Origin of the sequence: Marinilabilia rubra (assembly GCF_003121985.1) — a bacterium.
GTDB classification, from domain to species: Bacteria; Bacteroidota; Bacteroidia; order Bacteroidales; family Marinilabiliaceae; genus Marinilabilia; species Marinilabilia rubra.
In genome coordinates, this window is record NZ_QEWP01000001.1 from 1 (window position 1) to 18,928 (window position 18,928).

General features: G+C 42.8%; 11 protein-coding genes and 1 pseudogene. 8 read left to right on the forward strand and 4 right to left on the reverse strand.

What is annotated here, in order from left to right; all coding sequences use genetic code 11:
* Window positions 1-667: 667 nt before the first annotated feature.
* Complete coding sequence (locus tag DDZ16_RS00005; protein ID WP_109262370.1) at window positions 668-3,091, reverse strand: RICIN domain-containing protein; 2,424 nt, start codon at window positions 3,089-3,091, stop codon at window positions 668-670.
* A 195-nt stretch (window positions 3,092-3,286) separates the two neighbouring features.
* Between DDZ16_RS00005 and DDZ16_RS00010 the strand changes: the two genes are divergently transcribed.
* Complete coding sequence (locus DDZ16_RS00010) at window positions 3,287-4,318, forward strand: serine hydrolase domain-containing protein (RefSeq protein WP_109262371.1); 1,032 nt, start codon at window positions 3,287-3,289, stop codon at window positions 4,316-4,318.
* A gap of 504 nt (window positions 4,319-4,822) precedes the next feature.
* On the opposite strand, the gene DDZ16_RS00020 is transcribed toward DDZ16_RS00010, so the two are convergent.
* On the reverse strand, window positions 4,823-5,521 hold the full coding sequence (locus DDZ16_RS00020) for a hypothetical protein (RefSeq protein WP_109262373.1): 699 nt from the start codon (window positions 5,519-5,521) through the stop codon (window positions 4,823-4,825).
* 792 nt (window positions 5,522-6,313) lie between these two features.
* On the opposite strand from DDZ16_RS00020, the gene DDZ16_RS00025 reads away from it, so the two are divergent.
* The 6 genes and pseudogenes from DDZ16_RS00025 to DDZ16_RS20945 all read left to right on the forward strand — a co-directional run bounded on the left by DDZ16_RS00025 (window position 6,314) and on the right by DDZ16_RS20945 (window position 14,845).
* Window positions 6,314-7,861, forward strand: coding sequence for a type I restriction-modification system subunit M (locus tag DDZ16_RS00025; protein ID WP_109262374.1), 1,548 nt, complete (start codon window positions 6,314-6,316; stop codon window positions 7,859-7,861).
* On the forward strand, window positions 7,858-9,105 hold the full coding sequence (locus DDZ16_RS00030) for a restriction endonuclease subunit S (protein ID WP_198416651.1): 1,248 nt from the start codon (window positions 7,858-7,860) through the stop codon (window positions 9,103-9,105). The genes DDZ16_RS00025 and DDZ16_RS00030 overlap by 4 nt, the downstream gene beginning before the upstream one ends.
* A gap of 141 nt (window positions 9,106-9,246) precedes the next feature.
* Window positions 9,247-9,825: a transposase gene (locus tag DDZ16_RS00035; protein ID WP_198416652.1), complete on the forward strand. Its 579-nt coding sequence runs from the start codon at window positions 9,247-9,249 to the stop codon at window positions 9,823-9,825.
* A 15-nt stretch (window positions 9,826-9,840) separates the two neighbouring features.
* Window positions 9,841-12,948 (forward strand): type I restriction endonuclease subunit R, encoded by a 3,108-nt coding sequence (locus DDZ16_RS00040; protein ID WP_109262375.1) that lies wholly within the window; start codon window positions 9,841-9,843, stop codon window positions 12,946-12,948.
* A gap of 317 nt (window positions 12,949-13,265) precedes the next feature.
* A complete protein-coding gene (locus DDZ16_RS00045; protein ID WP_109262376.1) occupies window positions 13,266-14,057 on the forward strand; it encodes a type IV toxin-antitoxin system AbiEi family antitoxin domain-containing protein in 792 nt (263 codons plus the stop codon).
* Window positions 14,054-14,845 (forward strand): annotated as a pseudogene (locus DDZ16_RS20945) (nucleotidyl transferase AbiEii/AbiGii toxin family protein). The gene DDZ16_RS00045 and the pseudogene DDZ16_RS20945 overlap by 4 nt, the downstream one beginning before the upstream one ends.
* 794 nt (window positions 14,846-15,639) lie before the next feature.
* Here DDZ16_RS20945 and DDZ16_RS00065 read toward each other — a convergent pair.
* Entirely contained in the window at window positions 15,640-17,151 is a 1,512-nt protein-coding gene (locus tag DDZ16_RS00065; RefSeq protein WP_109262379.1) for a BCCT family transporter, read from the reverse strand.
* 367 nt (window positions 17,152-17,518) lie between these two features.
* On the opposite strand from DDZ16_RS00065, the gene DDZ16_RS00070 reads away from it, so the two are divergent.
* Complete coding sequence (locus DDZ16_RS00070) at window positions 17,519-17,698, forward strand: hypothetical protein (RefSeq protein WP_109262380.1); 180 nt, start codon at window positions 17,519-17,521, stop codon at window positions 17,696-17,698.
* Between the two features lie 160 nt (window positions 17,699-17,858).
* Here the strand turns inward: DDZ16_RS00070 and DDZ16_RS00075 are convergent, their stop codons facing one another.
* Window positions 17,859-18,893 (reverse strand): nuclear transport factor 2 family protein, encoded by a 1,035-nt coding sequence (locus tag DDZ16_RS00075; protein ID WP_109262381.1) that lies wholly within the window; start codon window positions 18,891-18,893, stop codon window positions 17,859-17,861.
* Window positions 18,894-18,928: the final 35 nt, after the last annotated feature.

Consider the following 18,928-nt stretch of genomic DNA (forward strand, 5'->3'; position numbering starts at 1 on the left):
TTTACAGTGTAAAATAAGGCCGATCGCTTTAAGATTCACCAATCAAGATCGGCCTTTTTATTGTTAAATAAATCACAGCAAATATATGAAGAAAATTCGACTATCATCCCGAAAGGGGTGAGTTGCGTCTGCTTACCAATCTTCAAATCAAGCACTTAGGCTTTGTAAGCCTGACGGCTATGCCCTCTGGGGACAGGACATTCCCCTTGTCATATCCACATTGTTCCCCAAGATTATTTGGGGTAGGCACTCAGAATGACAAATCTGGTGCTGCGAATTCTTTCCAGGATAATAGGTAACGTCGAGGCCGATCCCCGTGCTCAGCAGGATTTGCCATCCGGCTGGCTTTTAGCAGTGGGTTTGTAACCCGCCAATTTTAAAAACTTCTCCGGATAGACAATTAGGAATAACGGTCTGACCGTATTACCGCTCTGCTCCACTGCTTTGACCTTGCAGAGAAATCCTGCTGCACCGTTTTACCTGAGGATAAGCATTTTTTGCAGTCTGGCAAAGTTGGCGGTAAAGAAAATTAAAAGTAATTCCAAAGCAATGAAAAGGAGCTGCTAAACAAAATAACTCCAAACAAAAACCGGCTGCCCAAAGAGACAGCCGGTTTGTTTTGTGATGTTTATTTGAATAACCTTGCTAAGGTTATAAGGTTAGATATTTAATTAAAATACTTTGTAAAGTCGATGGGCTTACCTGTTTTGGTATCAATCAGCTGAAACTGCTGGGCAGCTTCATAATGGGTATCCCAGAGCTGGATGTCTGCACTGTTCTCGTTGTATTTTCCGCCTTCTATGTCAAACGCTTTCCAGCCCTTACTGAAAATAATACAAGTATATTTTCCGGTAGGCCTGATGGCGAACTTTTGCGAATCATTTCCATGAGGAGTCCAGGTGCTTAGTTTAACATCTTTCCTGCCCATGTTTTTATCACCACCTGATACGTCAATGCGCATTTGTCCATTGTTAAGCTCGAACCAAATCCAGGAAGCATCACCGGATGACTTAATGGTATATATACGGTCTTTTTCATCGCTGTCAGAATAGATCTGTAACTGACTGCTTTTCTTACCGGCCATTTCGCTGCCGCCGCCTGCCAAATCCCAGGTTTTGTCGCTGTAAGCGGCTTTTATTTTAACGGTTACCGGCTCTTTTGGCGCAAACCACTTCGGGCCGGCTGGTTCCAGCTTCCATTTTTGCTGATCCTGACCGTTTTTACTCCAGATCTGAACCGGGCAGCCGTTTTGAGCAATTCTTGATTCAGAGGCATCCAGGTATTTTTCGCTTTGTTTGCTTTGTATGTAAAAGGTCATAGCGGAACCGGCATAAATAAACCTGAATTGCTGGTTTTCGGTATCCGTTTTATCCCACAATTGCAATTTTGCACCGTTCTTGGTGCTTTTGCTCTCAATATCCCATACATAGTTGGAGGCGTGGTTGTGAAACACATAAAACCAACCATCTACAGGTGTTTTTCTGACGGTGATGTAACGGTCGGGATCATTGTCCATATCCCAAAGTTGTATGTGCTCGTCTTTTTTGCGGGCTTTGGCTTTCCTTCCTCCCAGGTCCATGTAGCGATTGGCTTTGACATTTCGCAGGGCCATTGAATAATCTGTTTTTACAGGCATCATTTGTTCTGCCCTTGCAGGTTCCAGATACCATTGCTGATTCTCGGCTTTGGTGTTTTCTTCCTGGGTGAGTTGCTGGCTTTTTCCATGCGAGGTAAGTACCAGTCCGCTGTTCTTATTTTCGATGTAGTAGGTATTCTTTTTACCGTCTACCTCAACGAGTTTAAACATCTGGGCACCATTGTTCTCCCCTTTTGACCACAGGTGGATTTTGGTACCCGGCGTTTTATGCCCTCCGGCTACATCCATTACTAAATCGGAGTTCTGTGGACGCAGAAATACATAATCAGGATTGGTAGAGTGAGGAATGACTTTAATAAAGCGGTCTATTCCCTGAAGTCCGCCCATCTTTGTGTCTTTAGGATACATAGACACTTTTGTGCCTTGACTTCTGCCGGCATCGAAGTGATATCCGGGAAGGTCGATGTACAAACCATCGCCCACATTTTTGATAAAGTACACCTGGTTACTCACGTACATAGATGCAGCCATGGCTGCAGGCAGCGGATTGGCTTTTACCATACGGTCGAACTCAGCTTTTAAAGCGCTTTTGCGGGCGGCATCTTTACAGAACATCCAGATAGGTTTGAGACTGTGCTTGTCAAAATCACACAGTACCGGCATGTCAGCAATCCCGGCAGCCCATTGCTCATATTTTACAGGGTCCTGAATGTTGTTGGCAAATTCAGAATTACCGCCTGTAACCGTCAGTTTTGAAGTGGTTTTGGATTTGCTAAGTGTGTTTTTCTGGTCTTGTGACAAATCGGTGCTTCCACTTACCGCTTTATATTGTGCTTTAACGGCTATTGCTATTGACGAAGTATTGGTTTGACTGGTAACTACGGATTTTGTATTAAAATCGGCGCGGCCACCCAGATACGCACTGGCAATGAAGTGGGTGCCGTAGCGGTCAAACAAATCGGCAGGCGAGAGATTTGAGTTGTTAAGATCCTCAACAAAGAGGGGGTCAAGCATCTCCTGAAGACTGTTTAAACGGCGTTCATCGAACGAAATACGCCACTTGGTATTGGCATCGCGGTAGGTGTAGTAATAACTCCGCTCGCTGCCCGATGAACTCTTACTAAAAGAAGAATTGACCGATGCCGAGAAAAAGAATCCGTCAGCTTCCAAACCTACAGAGGCTGACTGGTTTTTGGCATACTCGCGCATGCTTGAGCCTTCTACCTCTTTGGTGATGTGATTGGAAATGTTTTCCAGGATTACATATTTGGGAACCGAATATTGTTGAGACCCAATGTTGTTAACCTGCTGAGCAACATTGTTGTATTTGAATAAGCAGTAGCGCTTCTTGCTTTTTTGGTCGGCGTAATTTCCAAAAACGTCATAGCCAAAGCCCAGTACATCCAACCCCGGTGCTTGTATTTGTGCATGGGCGGGAATAACCACAAGCACAGCAAGCATGCTCAGTAATAATTTTAGTGATCGTTGTTTCATGTTTCGTGATTTTAGCTTGTAAAGTTGATTTCGAATTTTTTTTGCAAATGTTTAGTTGCATGTATGGGCACGAATTGAAAATTTATTTGGTAGTTTTTTGGTCTAAATTTGAGGGAATGGGAGCCCCGGTGACCCCGATTCTGAAGAATATCAGAGATTAATGTGTAAATTGAACCGCAATCAAATCCAAATCAAATGAAGAAGAAACAAAAAACACTAATAATCAGACTGGCATTGCTATTGGGAACTGTTGTTTCCCTGTTCTTTGTGCCATGGCCATTGGTGAAAGCATGGTTGAGGCCCCTTCCGGATTCGGTTCAGGAACAAGTCAGTGAAGCAATAAACCTGGGGTTTGACGGCATTGTTGCTTATGTGGATGAAGGAGGTAATGAACCTGCTTTTTATGCGGCTGGTTATAAGAACCGGGAACACGAAATTCCTGCTGATCCTCATGCCCTTTTCAAAATTGCCAGCGTGGGAAAACTCTATAATGCTTTGGCTGTGGCCAAACTTGTAAACAGTAACAAGCTTTCATTGGATAAAACCCTTGGTGACTATTTGCCCCAACTGAAAGGACGAATTGAAAATGCTGACAGGATAACATTGCGAATGATGGTGCAGCACAGAAGCGGCATTCCCAACTATACCGATACAAAAAATTATTGGGTAGCCCCAAAAGAAACGGACGATGAGAAGCTTGCCCTGGTTCTTGATTTACCTGCAAATTTTGAACCTGGTGAAGCCTTTGAATACAGTAACACAAATTATTTATTACTGGTGAGGATTATGAATCGTGTGCTGGGTTATGATTCGTTTCAATACATTGAGGAAGAAATTTTGGAGCCTCTGAACCTAAACCATACATATGGTTCCATTCACGATGTAAACATGGATGAAGTAATGAGTGGCTACTATGTTGGTTACAATGCCGATCTAAAAACTGTTGATAATGGGTCTATGGTGGCAACAGCAGATGATCTGGGGAAATTTATCAGAGCTTTAAACGATGGTTCGGTGTTTAAAGATCAAAATGAGCAGGATATATACACCTCCATTTACAGGTATAACCATACAGGGTTGATTCCCGGCTATCAGACCATTGCCGCATACCACCATGACATAGATGCGGTTGTCATCCTGTTTACAAACACAGTGGATTTTGAGGGGTACAACTGGAACTTATCCGAAATAGTATATAACCGTATTTTGAAAATATTAAGAGAGTAACAATAGATCGTTAGATTTCGTCCCTGCCTGCCGTCAGGCACTCAGGTGAGATAGCTCTTATTATGCTGAAATTTTGCAGATTAAAACAAAAACGGGTCCTTTTGTAATCAATCGACTACGAACCTGTTGTAAAAGTTTAATTGAGTGTTGAGGTAAAGATGCGCCCAAAAAACAAAGGCCCCGAAATTTCCGGGCAACACCTTGAAAGGCCCGGGGAGAGGAGAAAACGCCCGGGAGCATGAGAAAACGCCCGGGAGGATGAGAAATTCTCCCGGGGCGGCCCAAACTGTCCCGGGAACGCGAAAAACTGTCCCGGGGCGGCTCAAAACCTCCCGGGGCGGCTCAAAGAGACCCGGGAAGGTCAGAAAATGCCCGGGGCCACTGAAAACTTCCCGGGACGGCCCAAATTCTCCCGGGACGGGTTAAATCGCCCCGGGAACATGAAAAAACCGGCTACCTTTTAAGGAAACCGGTTTTATTTTGGGATTTTTATGTGATTAAAGATTATTCTCTATGATATTTGCTGATGTAACCGCGATAGCGATTGTCATCTCTCCAGAAAACATACTTTCCATGAAGGCGTATTTCATCAACAGCTTCTTTCAAATAGGTATACGCTTTATCGCGGATGACTTTGGTTTCTTCAGTGTCGAAGCGTTCACCATTGGCCCGTGCCAGAACTGAAGCCAGCTCATCAGACCAGGTACGCGCTTGTTCGAGCTTTTCCCAGTCAAATCCGATGGCATCCAAAAGTGGTTTGTTGTCCATCCCCAGCTGATAGAGGTTGTTAAGGTCCTGAAGCATGTCGGAGTTGGAGCCTCCTTCACGTATGGCCCGGACCTTATTGGTTAAATCGGACTGCCTGCGGAAGGCGTGTGTGAAGTCGTGTACCAACACATCCCGCAGATCAAAGGCTTCGGGCGATTGTTCTTTCCATTGCTCCTGGGCTTCTTCTCTGGTGAGCGAATCGCGGTTCCAAATGGCCTCTGAGTAACGCAGAGCGCCGGCGCGAAGTGGCAGATCGGTGACCAGTTGCCAGTCCAGCCCGGCTGGTTCCAGCTTTTCCTGGTCTTCCTGTACCCATTCAAACAAATCTTCGGCTTCCTGTACCGATGCATGAACAGGCATGTTAGGGATTTTCACTTCTTCCGGGCGTAGGGCCAGGATGGGTTCCTGTAGGGTTTCAAAGTCTTGTTTCGACATAAAATTGAAATTTTGGTGGTTAAGGATAATAATCGTTAGGGTTATTATCCATTTAATTAAAGAAACTGTTTAAGTTTTATCCTTTGGGATGTTTTCTGGTCTTGAGCTCTTATACTTCGTCAAAATTTCCTTAAATAGCGTTGCTATTCGTGTCAATTTAGACTTGTCTAAGAACTCAATTCTTCAAAAACATCTTCCAAAAATAAAATTCAAACCGTTTCTAAAGAATTGACACGAATTTATAGAGTTTAATTATAAAACACAAAAATTCAAAAGTTTTAACTTGTAGATTGACAGGCTTCGATGTTCTGAAATGTACAACCACTCTTAGGTTGAGGTGGTAAAAAATTTTTAATTATTTTTTGAAAATGTCGATGAGGTTGATAGATTAAATATGTGCCTGTGAGTTGTTTATGACAACAGGGTAATTCCTCTCCATGCCTTATTGAATGGGGCCATCAGAGGCTTTCAACAGTCCGGCTTGGCGGTCATCCTGAGCTTGTCGAAGAATCTTTTCCATCCGTTTTCTTAAACGTTTGAGTTTTTCCGACCAAACAAAATATCTATTGGTTTACGAATAATTATCTTTGAGGGGGCTTTGAAAGGAGTATTATAGTTCCGGCATTGACTATACTTCGTTAAACTTTTTCAAATGCATGAAACTAAATTGGCCGAAAAACACGAGATGCAAAAGTTAACGCTATTATAATAAAAAAACTTTGCGTCATTGCGACTCTGCGTTTAGTTTTTTTAACGGACTATTAGATTGAAAAAACGACATAAAAACATAGAATGACAAGTACAAACCAACGAGCCGAATTACAACAACAAATATGGAAAATTGCCAACGATGTGCGTGGCTCTGTAGATGGGTGGGATTTCAAACACTTTGTTTTGGGCACCCTTTTTTATCGCTATATAAGCGAGAATTTTACCAATTATATTGAAGGTGGCGATGAGAGTGTAGATTACGCCGCGCTTGATGACAGTGTTATCACGCCTGAAATAAAAGAGGATGCCATTAAAACCAAGGGATACTTTATCTATCCCGGTCAGCTTTTTGTCAATGTGGCCAAAAATGCCGACAACAATGAAAACCTCAATACCGATTTGGCTGAAATCTTCTCGTCCATCGAAAGTTCTGCCAACGGCTTTCCTTCGGAGCAAGACATAAAGGGACTGTTTGCCGACTTTGATACTACCAGTAGCCGGCTGGGGGGTACCGTTGAAAACAAAAACAGCCGGCTTGCTGCCGTACTAAAGGGCGTTGGGGGACTGAAATTTGGTAAGTTTGAAGACAACCAGATTGACCTCTTTGGGGATGCCTATGAATTCCTCATCTCCAATTATGCCGCCAATGCCGGTAAATCGGGCGGGGAGTTTTTTACCCCTCAGAATGTATCAAAGCTCATTGCGCAGCTGGCCATGCACAAGCAGGAAAAAGTGAATAAGATATACGACCCGGCGGCTGGTTCCGGATCGCTGCTTCTGCAAGCCAAGAAACACTTCGATAACCATATTATAGACGAGGGTTTCTTTGGACAGGAGATCAACCACACCACCTACAACCTGGCCCGGATGAATATGTTTCTGCACAACATCAATTACGACAAGTTTAACATTGTGCTGGGCAATACACTTATTGATCCTCAATTATGGGATGACAAACCTTTTGATGCCATTGTTTCCAATCCGCCTTACTCGGTAAAATGGATTGGCAGCGATGACCCGACGCTGATCAACGACGACCGGTTTGCCCCGGCCGGTGTGCTGGCACCCAAATCGAAAGCCGACTTTGCCTTTGTGCTCCATGCACTGAGTTACCTTTCGGGCAAAGGGAGAGCGGCCATTGTTTGTTTCCCCGGCATCTTTTACCGTGGGGGCGCCGAACAGAAAATCAGAAAGTACCTGGTGGATAACAATTTTGTGGAGACGGTGATCTCCCTGCCGCCCAACCTCTTCTTTGGGACTTCTATCGCCGTTAATATCCTTGTTCTCTCGAAAAGCAAGAACGATACCACCACGCAGTTTATCGATGCCAGTGGCGAAGAGTTCTATCAAAAAGCCACCAACAACAATGTGCTCACCGATGCCCATATAGAGCGGATTATGGGCATGTTCGACAGCAAAGAAGATGTGGCGCATGTGGCCAGACAGGTCGATAATGCCAAGGTTGCCGAAAATGAATACAACCTATCTGTGAGCGCTTATGTGGAAGCAAAGGATACCCGTGAGGTGATTGATATTGATGAGTTGAATAATGAGATTGCTGCCACGGTAAGTAAGATTGACGCTCTGCGTACCGATATTGATGCCATTGTAAAGGAGATTGAAGCATGAGTGAACCACAAAATACACAAAATACACGAAAAAGTGCCTTCATGGAGAGGTTGTTGGATGGGGTTGAGGTGGAGTGGAAGAGTTTGGGGGAGGTAATTCAATCGTTAAAAACGGGATTGAACCCTCGAAAAAACTTCAAACTTAACACCACAGATGCTAAGGGCTATTATGTGACTGTTCGTGAAATTCATAATGGTAATATTGTTTTTCATGAAAAAACGGATCGAGTTAATAATCAAGCACTAGAGTTAATAAATAATCGTTCAACTTTAGAAGTTGGTGATATTTTATTCTCTGGGACAGGTACAGTAGGAAGAACAGCAGTAATTGAGAGTCCACCTAAAAATTGGAATATCAAGGAAGGTGTTTATGTAATAAAACCTATACAAGAAATTATAGTTTCAAAATATTTATCTCACTTACTTAACTCAGAAAATATTGTTCAAACTTATATCAGAAAGATTGTAGGTTCTCCAGTAGTTAGCTTACCTATGAAAGAACTCAAAAAACTCCAACTCCCCATTCCACCCCTCTCGGTCCAAAAAGAGATCGTTCGCATTCTCGACACCTTTACGGAGCTAACCGCAGAGCTAACCGCAGAGCTAACCGCTCGTAAAAAGCAGTACAGCTACTATCGGGATGAGCTGCTGAGTTTTGAGTCCACGAAAGACACGAAAAGCACGAAAAAGGTGGAGTGGAAGACGTTGGGGGAGGTAGGTGAGTTTCGACGGGGTACGGCAATTACAAAAAAAGAGACAATACCCGGAGAAATACCAGTTGTTGCAAATGGGCCATTTTCAACCTATTCTCATATAAATTATAATAGAGAAGGTGAAACAATTGTCATTGCTAGATCAGGAGCTTATGCAGGTTATGTGAGCTTTTGGGATCAGCCAATTTTTTTAACTGATGCTTTCAGTATTCATCCCGATTATACAATTTTAAGGCCGAAGTTCGTTTACTATTTTCTTCAAAACAAACAGCAACATATTCATGCAATGAAGAAAGGTGCTGGTGTTCCTCATGTTCGTGTTAAGGAGTTTGAGTTATTTGCTATCCCTATCCCCCCATTAGAAGAACAACAACGCATCGTCAGCATCCTGGACAAATTCGACACGCTGACGGCGTCCATCAGTGAAGGATTGCCCAGGGAGATAGCATTGCGAAAAAAACAATATGAATATTACCGGGATATGTTGTTGACGTTTCCGGGGGCGCCGGGAACGACGACGGGAACAACGTAGGGGCGAACCTCTGTGTTCGCCCCTGAAACGGGCAGACACGTAGGTCTGCCCCGACAGGTCTGCCCCGACAGGCCCCGACAGGTCTGCCCCGACAGGCCCCGACAGGTCTGCCCCGACAACAAAAAATAAAAAAATAGGATTATGAAAACCAATTACCCAAACCGCCAATCCATCCGGTTAAAAGGATATGATTATTCGCAACCGGGCAGATATTTTATCACCCTTTGCACGCAAAACCGGGAATGTTTGTTTGGCGATATACAAAACGGCAAATTGATATTGACCGATGCCGGGGAAATGGTGAACCATTGGTATTACGAATTGGAAAATAAATTCCCCGATATAAAATGCCACGCCATGGTGGTTATGCCTAACCATTTTCATTGCATTATTGAAATTGTGGGGGAAACGGGCAGACACGCAGGTCTGCCCCGACGGGTTCGCCCCGAAATGGGAGCCGTTATCCAATGGTTTAAAACGATGACAACGAATGAATATATCCGGGGGGTGAAAAACGGGAAATTCCCACGTTTTGATCGTCGTGTGTGGCAACGAAATTATTGGGAACACATTGTGCGCAATGAAAATGAATATATGCGCATATCGCAATATATAATTGACAATCCGCAAAAATGGGTCAACGATAAATTAAATAATGGTGATGGAAATGTTGTATTGGAAACCCAATCACCCTATAATGAAGAACCCTGGATGATTTAATAAAAAACAGAAACCATGACTACCTACAAAACCATAGCAGAAACCAACAATTTCATTGTCTTAGATACATACACCAAATTTTCGGAGGTGAACGATGCACCTGTCGGCTATCAGTCGGAGGCAGACCTTGAGCGGGAATTCATTCAGGATTTAATCAGTCAGGGTTATGAGCATCTTCCTAGGGTGAGCACGCAGGAGGCCATGCTTGCCAATGTGAGAACGCAGCTTCAACGCCTCAACAATGTGGAGTTTACAGAAGGAGAGTGGCTGCGTTTTGTGGAGGAATATTTAGACAGGCCCGGTGATACGCTCATCGATAAAACCCGGAAAATACACGACGACTATATTTACGACTTTGTCTTTGACGACGGTCATATCCAAAACATCTACCTGGTAGATAAAAAAATGATTGCGCGGAATAAAGTGCAGGTCATTTCGCAGTTTGAGCAGGCAGGGAGCCAGGCCAACCGGTACGATGTTACCATCCTGGTCAATGGCTTACCACTGGTGCAGGTGGAACTGAAAAAGCGGGGTGTTGCCATTTGCGAAGCTTTTAACCAGGTGCATCGGTACACCAAAGAGAGCTTCAATGCCAAAAACTCCCTCTTTAAATACTTACAGCTTTTTGTAATATCTAACGGTACCGATACCCGCTATTTTGCCAACACTGTGGAGCGCAATAAAAACAGCTACGACTTTACCATGAACTGGGCAAAGTCGGACAATACGCTTATCAAAGACCTTAAGGACTTTACAGCCACCTTCTTTCAAAAAAACACCCTTTTAAATGTGCTGCTTACCTATTCGGTATTTGATGTAAGTGATACGCTGCTGATCATGCGACCGTATCAGATTGCAGCTACCGAGCGGATCCTATGGAAGGTTGCCAGTTCGTATCAGGCAAAACAATGGTCTAAGCCCGAAAGTGGTGGTTATATCTGGCATACCACCGGATCGGGTAAAACCCTCACCAGTTTTAAAGCGGCACGCCTGGCTACAAAGCTTGATTTTATCGACAAGGTATTCTTTGTGGTCGATCGTAAAGACCTCGACTTCCAAACCATGAAAGAGTATCAGCGGTTCTCCCCCGATAGTGTGAATGGCTCGGATAGTACAGCTGGTTTAAAAAGAAATATTGAGAAAGAGGACAACAAGATTATCGTTACCACCATTCAGAAACTCAATAACCTCATGAAAGGTGAGCGTGATTTGCCTGTATTTCAGAAACAGGTGATGTTCATTTTTGACGAAGCTCATCGCTCTCAGTTTGGAGAGGCACAAAAGAATCTCCGGAAGAAATTTAAAAAGTACTATCAGTTTGGTTTTACCGGCACCCCTATCTTTCCGGAAAATGCTTTGGGAGCAGAAACAACAGCCGGAGTGTTTGGTCGCGAATTGCACTCGTATGTTATTACCGATGCCATCAGAGATGAGAAAGTACTTAAATTTAAGGTTGACTACAATGATGTCCGGCCAAAGTTTAAGGCCATAGAGACAGAAACGGATGAGAAAAAGTTAAGTGCAGCCGAAAACAAAAAAGCCTTGCTGCACCCTGTCCGTATCAAAGAAATATCTCAATACATTTTGCAGCACTTCAGGCAGAAAACCCATCGATTACAGGGGAATGGAAACGGGTTTAATGCCATGTTTGCCGTTAGCAGTGTGGATGCTGCCAAATGTTACTATGAAGCAATCAACAATCTGCAAAAAGAGAGCGGCAAGCCGTTGAAAATAGCCACCATTTTCTCCTTTGCGGCCAACGAAGAACAAAATGCCATAGGTGAGATAGCCGATGAGAGTTTTGAGCTCTCTGCCATGGACAGCACTGCAAAGGAGTTTTTAACCCAGGCCATCAACGACTATAACGCCCTGTTTAAAACCAGCTATGGGGTAGACAGCAAAGAGTTTCAGAACTACTATCGCGACCTTGCCAAGCGCGTGAAGAACAAAGAGGTGGATCTGCTTATTGTGGTGGGTATGTTCCTGACAGGTTTTGACGCGCCTACCCTCAATACGCTGTTTGTGGATAAAAACCTGCGTTATCATGGATTAATGCAAGCCTTCTCACGCACCAACCGAATTTACGATGCCACCAAGACCTTTGGTAATATTGTAACCTTTCGGGATTTGGAGTCGGCAACCGTTGATGCCATTACGCTATTCGGGGATAGCAGCACCAAAAATGTTGTACTGGAGAAGAGTTATAAAGAATACCTGGAAGGCTTTACGGATATTGCAACGGGTAAAGCGCGGCGTGGTTACATAGATGTGGTAAACGAGCTGAATGAAAAATTCCCCGATCCTGACGAGATCGTCACGGAAAAGGATAAAAAAGAGTTTGCAAAGCTCTTTGGCGAGTACCTCCGCGTTGAAAATATTCTTCAAAATTATGATGAGTTTACCCATCTCAAGGCACTGCAAGGTGTTGATACTGATGATCACAAGGCTGTTGAGGAATTTAAGGAAACCCACTTTGTAACAGATGACGATATAGCTGCCATGCAAGAGGTGGATGTTCCGGAGGAAAGAACGATCCAGGACTATCGCTCCACCTATAATGACATTCGCGACTGGCTGCGTCGCGAGAAAAGCGGTAAAGAAGGCGAAGAATCGGATATTGACTGGGATGATGTGGTTTTTGAGATAGATTTGCTTAAATCGCAGGAAATCAATCTGGATTACATTCTTGAACTCATTTTTGAGCACAACAAAAAGACCAAAGATAAGAATGAGTTAATTGAAGAAATTCGCCGTGTTATCCGTGCCAGCATTGGTAACCGGGCAAAAGAGAGTCTGGTTGTTGATTTTATCAATAATACTGACCTCGATACCATACAAGACAAGGCCGGCATAATAGATTCTTTCTTTGCTTATGCTCAGGAAAAACAAAAATCAGAGGCATCCGAATTAATTGCAGATGAGGATTTGAACGAAGAAGCTGCCAGGCGGTATATAACGACCTCGTTAAAACATGAATATGCCAGCGAAAATGGTACTGAACTCAATTCTGTTTTACCCAAAATGAGCCCGTTGAACCCTCAATATTTAAAGAAGAAGCAGAGTGTTTTTCAAAAGATTGCTTCGTTTGTTGAAAAGTTTAAGGGTGTGGGGGGGCAGATATAAAAACAGTATCTACAGGTTATCTGTAAGGATGCAAATACCGGTTTTCCAAAAAAACAATGCGTATTGTATATTGCAAAGCGGGTTGCAAGCCCGCAGTTTAAGGCCACCCGGATTGGCGCTCAGCTCTGCCGCTTTTGCTCGTCAAAAGAAATCCGGGTGAGCAGAGGTTAATAGTTCTATCTTTATTTAAAAATCCTGCAAGCCACCCCGCTTCCAAAATTTTAAAAGAGTTGTTTTTTGTCAACAAACAAAGAAATCGTAGAATTAATTTGACATTTGCACCAATTTGAGGTATATTGCTCGAAATATTTCTAAAGTTGGCCACTGCAGGATATATAAAAAAACTATTATCTGTTGAGGAATACTCATTCTCAGTAGATGAACTTCGAAGAGAAACAGGTAAAACGGATACCTCTATAAAGAGAGAACTTGACCGTTTGTCTGAGAAGGGAGACGTTGTAAATCTGAGAAAAGGATTTTATTTAATAATCACTCCGAGGTATTCCTCTGCTCAAAAGTTACCAATTCAATTATATTGTGAGAAATTATTCAAATACTTAGATAGAAAGTATTATGTAGGGCTATTCTCTGCGGCAAGATTTCACGGCGCTGGTCATCAACAAATTCAAAGAGACTACCTGCTTACTGAAAAACCAAAACTTAACGATATATCAAAAAAAACGATTGATATTCGTTTTTTTACAACAAGTAGGTGGCCGGATAATAATATTCAAATAAAAAAATCAGATGCCGGAACTTTTAAAATTTCCAGTCCTGCATTAACAATTGCTGATTTAATACATCACCAAACAAAATTGGGTGGTATCAACAGAATGCTTGCGACAATTGAGGAACTAACCGAAGAGTTAACTGAATCTGACTTGTCAAAGCTATTGAGCGTATATCCTAATAAAAGTACTTTGCAAAGATTCGGATTTTTGCTTGAAGTCCTTGGTATAGAAGAAGAGTTACAAGAAATGATTTATGCAGAACTAAAATCGGAAAACTTCTTCCCTGTTTTATTAAGCCCGAAATTAGAAGAAAAACCAGGTGCAGTTCATAATAAGTGGAAAATAGATGTTAATGTAAAATTAGAAAGCGATTTATGATACCTAAACCATATATAGCAAAGTGGCAAGAACAGGAACCATGGAATGAATTTTCACAGATTGAGCAAGACTTGATTATTTCCCGAACCTTAGTGGAAATATTTTCTGATGACTTCCTGAGAGAGAACCTTGCATTCAGAGGAGGAACAGCATTGCATAAACTCTATCTTAATCCGGCACCCAGATATTCTGAGGATATTGATTTGGTACAAATAAAAGAAGGTCCAATAAAACCAATAATGGAAAGGTTAAATGAGGTTATTACCTTTTTTTAAGAAAAAAGAGCAACACAAGTTCGTGGACATGGGGCCAAAGCGTTGTATCGTTTTACTTCGGAATATGAAGAAATACGAATGCGATTGAAATTGGAGATTAATTGCAAAGAGCATTTCAGCGTACTTGATTGGGTTGATTTTCCTTTTGCAATTGAAAGTGAATGGTTCTCTGGTAAAGCGGAAATAAAAACATACAATATTAATGAGCTTTTAGGGACAAAACTGCGGGCACTGTATCAAAGAAGAAAAGGAAGAGATTTATTTGACCTGGATTATTCACGGCAACATATTGATTTGAACTATGAGCAAATTATAGCTTGTTTTAGGGAGTACATTTCTTTTGCCACAGGTAAAAGACCTCCAGGGAAAAAAGAATTATTGTTAAATATCGAAGGAAAAGAAGATAGTGCAGAGTTTACAGGTGATATGGAAGGATTGCTGAGACCTGAAATTAAATACAATCAGGATGATGCTTTTAATTGGTTGAAAAAAGAATTGGTTGAAAAAATATAGAAGCTTTTTCATCAATTCAGGATTGCAATTAGGAATAACTGTCCGGCTGATTATAGCTTGTGTTGCCAATTTGCTCTTGGATGAAATCCCGCTGAGCAGTAGCCTGTCAGCCACAGCATATGAATACAATGCTAATATAAAAACAAAAGGCCGGTTGGAATCAATATCCAGCCGGCCTTTTATTGATCCGTATTAGCTACCAATACCCCGTTAAACTTTTGCAGGGCACCGCAAGCCAGTATTTTGTGTTTGCAGGTGTTTGTTTGTTAAGATGCATCATTTCAGGATTGTATCAATCATCTTACATCTAAAAATCTATAAATAAGAGCTGCTGAAAAAGTCAGCAGCCTCATTTTTATTTTTTTATTGATTTTCTTTTTGGCATTGCCCCAAAAAGAAACAAAATCCCGAATTAAGTTTTGTAAGGTTTTTGTTAGGCCAAAAACCCACAAAAACTATTCTCGGGAAGTCCGTTTAAACCTTTCCACCCGCATCAGGCTTAATTTCCGGCTAGCCCGCAAGGCCTGGAAGTCACCCATTAAGCCTTCTCGCCAACCGCCGGCCCGGAAAACGGACGGGCCCGCGCGCCTTTTAAATACTAAGATGCGTAGCTGTTTTTAAACAATCTTTCAGAACAAAAACAACTAAAATTTTATCCTAAAGAATTTCTCAAGTGCAAAGCTAATTGTGATTCCAAACAAACATCCTTGCACCTCATTTTTGTTAAAGTACCCTCGATGTACTGATGCGTAGATATATAAGTGTTTCTCAGCCAGCCCCAAATAATAAAATGATCAGCTCTTTAACTGCTCATCCTGTTTTAAACTTTTGATTAAGGACAAACTGACCAGCACCAGGATCATGGCAAAAGGGAAGCCGGTTGAAATAGAAGCCGATTGAAGGGCCGTTAATCCGCCTCCTACTAATAATGCAATGGCAATGGCGCCTTCCATGAAAGCCCAAAATACCTTTTGTCCTTTTGGGGCATTCAATTTTCCGCCTGCTGTCATCATATCTACCACCAAAGAACCACTGTCGGATGATGTAATGAAGAAAGTACCCACCAAAACAATGCATATAAATGCGGTGATTTCATATAAAGGCAGAGTCTCCAGCATTTTGAAGAGTCCCACTGAGCTGTCCTGTGCCACGATGGAGGCAATATCCAGGCTGCCATCTAACTGGAGGTTTAGAGCGGTTCCCCCCAGAACAGACATCCATAAAAAGGAAAAAACAGAAGGAATGACGAGTCCAAAAACCCCAATTTCCCGGATGGTTCGGCCTTTGGAAATTCTGGCAACAAAAGTTCCCACAAATGGCGACCACGAAATCCACCATACCCAGTAGAACATCGACCAGCCTTTAAACCAGTCGCCGGGAGTGCCATACTGATTTCGGAATAAGCTCAATTCAACCAGACCTGAAAGGTAAGTCCCTAAGCTTTCCACAAAACCATCGATCAAGCGCAGGGAACTCCCTAAAATCAGCACAAATGCGAATACAACCAGTGCTATGATGATATTGGCATTGCTTAAATATTTGAGTCCTTTATTTAAACCTGTTACCACCGAGATGGTAGCAATTAATGTTATTCCTATGATGGAACAGACTTGTAAACTGGTGGAGTTCTCCAGTCCAAAATACTCAGATAAGCCGGTGCTGAACTGCAATGCACCAAAGCCGAGTGAGGTGGCCAGTCCAAAGAGTGTTGCCAAAACAGCCACAATATCAATTATATGGCCTGGCCATCCATTCAGGCGGTTACCAAATAACGGAACCAGGGTCGATTTTAATGATAATGCTGCGTTCTTGTTAAAGGTAAAATAGGCCAGTGCAATACCGAGCAACATGTATATTCCCCAAACATGGAAACCATAATGAAAATAGGTGTTGCGAATGGCCAAACGGGCTTTCTCAACATCCGAGGCCCCTTCAATAATGGGATTGTTAAAATGCAGCATAGGTTCTGCTACACTAAAATAGACCAGGCCAATGCCCATGCCGGCAGAAAACAGCATTGCGACCCAGGAAAACTTGCTGAAACTGGGTTTCGCATCTTTCCCGCCTATTCGGATGTTTCCGAATTTGCTGAATGCCAGATATAGTACAAATATTAAAAAGTAATTGATGCACAGGGAGATGAACCAGCCAAAATTACTCGACATATAATACTGAAAACCGGAAAATCCGGCTTCAGCTCTGTCGCTGAAAAGGATGGTTAAACTGACAAATAGAAAGGTGATTATGGCTGCCGGTATGAAAACCGGTTTTGAAATATCAAAATACTTGTTCTTGAAATTCTTCATTACGATTGTTTGAGATTTAGAGCTACCACTTATTTTTCTGTACTTGAATTCGTCCCGGGTGGTATGCTTCAAAATGAAGGCAGGGTGCCTGATAAGTTTTTTACTCAACCGGCACTAAAAATTTGAAATAAGAATTATAGGCAATTTCATTGGAGTGGCTTGAGTTATGGCGGAACCTCCAATTCACTACTTTCTGCACCATTTCCGGCAACATCATTTACTTGGCTGGGTTGAAGATTGGCCCATGCGGCAGTTTGATTCATAAATCTCTTGTAAAAACTATTGGTAAAAAATTTTAAGGGTGCGAAATAAAGGAATTCCTTAAGATTCTTACATCAATACTTTGTTAAAGTTTTAAAAACAGCTTATGAAGAATTATTTGGTTATTGGTGAGTCGAAAATCCAAATACTTGAAAGCAAGTGTTTTCTCTTTCGGTTTTTGTATTTAGGGTTTTTTAACAAGTCGATATTGCTGCTGGAGGGAAGGATCTCTTTGCAATATGAAAATGGCGGAGTTGAGCGGCAATTTGTGGATAGTTATCTTTGATTTCTAATTCTTCATAATTTAGACTTTGCAGCGGGTTGCAAACCCGCAGTTAAGAACAACCGGATTGCCTTTCGGCTATGCCGCTTTGTCTTGCAAAGAAATCCGGCTGAGCGGGGTATAGTACCTGATATTCCGAATGGCAGGGACAGATGCACTCGCCCTACTGGGGACTGACGTAGGTTGGATCAACGGCGCTTCGGTAGTAATCGCGAAAACCGAGTACGGCATCTCTGAGATCAGGAACGCCAAGCATTACGTCACCCTCTGTGTAGTAGTCCCGGGAGTAATAGGTTTGTGTTGTACCTTCAACAAACTTCACGATTGACATACCTGGCGCGCTAAAAGGAGCTCCGTTAAATTCACCGGACATGGTCCACGTCGCCATATAAATATCGTCTACCATAGTCTCGTCCTCGACTGTAGTGTACAGGTCCGACGATCCTGCAAACAGACGGCCCAGAAACTCGGTCATGGTGGCAGGGGTAAAGATGTCGACGATGGGGTCGTGGTATTCGTAGTTACTCTCCAGGAAGGGGAGTACGTTTGTCCAGTTCCCGGCATTGATCTCGACCAGTTGACGACCAACCACCAGCTGATCCTTACTTATCTGTTTTAGAGAACGCAGTTGGTTGTTTTCGGCGTTGAGAGGGACATTCGCGAGTGGGCAGTCATAGGTAGGATCAACAGAGCATCTGTAGTACATCCTGAAGCCACCTATTGCCTCATCCAGACCGGGAATAGTGGCCATGATATCGCCTTCGGAATAGTAGTCACGTTGGTAGTACACCTGTGAAGAGTTGGGTGAGAATTTGAAGATTGAGATCCCTTTGGCCTGATAAGGAACATTGAGGAAATCCCCCGACATGGTCCACGTAGCTGAGTAGATGTCGTCGATGAGGGTTTCGTCCTCCACAATAGTGACAAGATTGGGAGAAGCATCAGTAATGAGTTGATTGAAGAATGCAGTCATATCCTGAATTCCATAGATGTCAACGATCGGATCGTGGTACTCTATGTCGTCCGTATAGTACGGCAGGACTTCATCTACGTTAGGCGCCTGCACTTCGAGCAGGGCACGTCCGATCTCGAGTCTCTCCTGGTGGAGATTGGTGGAATCGTCTTTTGAACAGGCCTGGCTAATCAGGATCATGACGATGCCGGCGAGCATGGTGAATGCATGGATAAACTTTCTCATGTATGACCTCCTTAAAAGATTGATTAGTATATAAT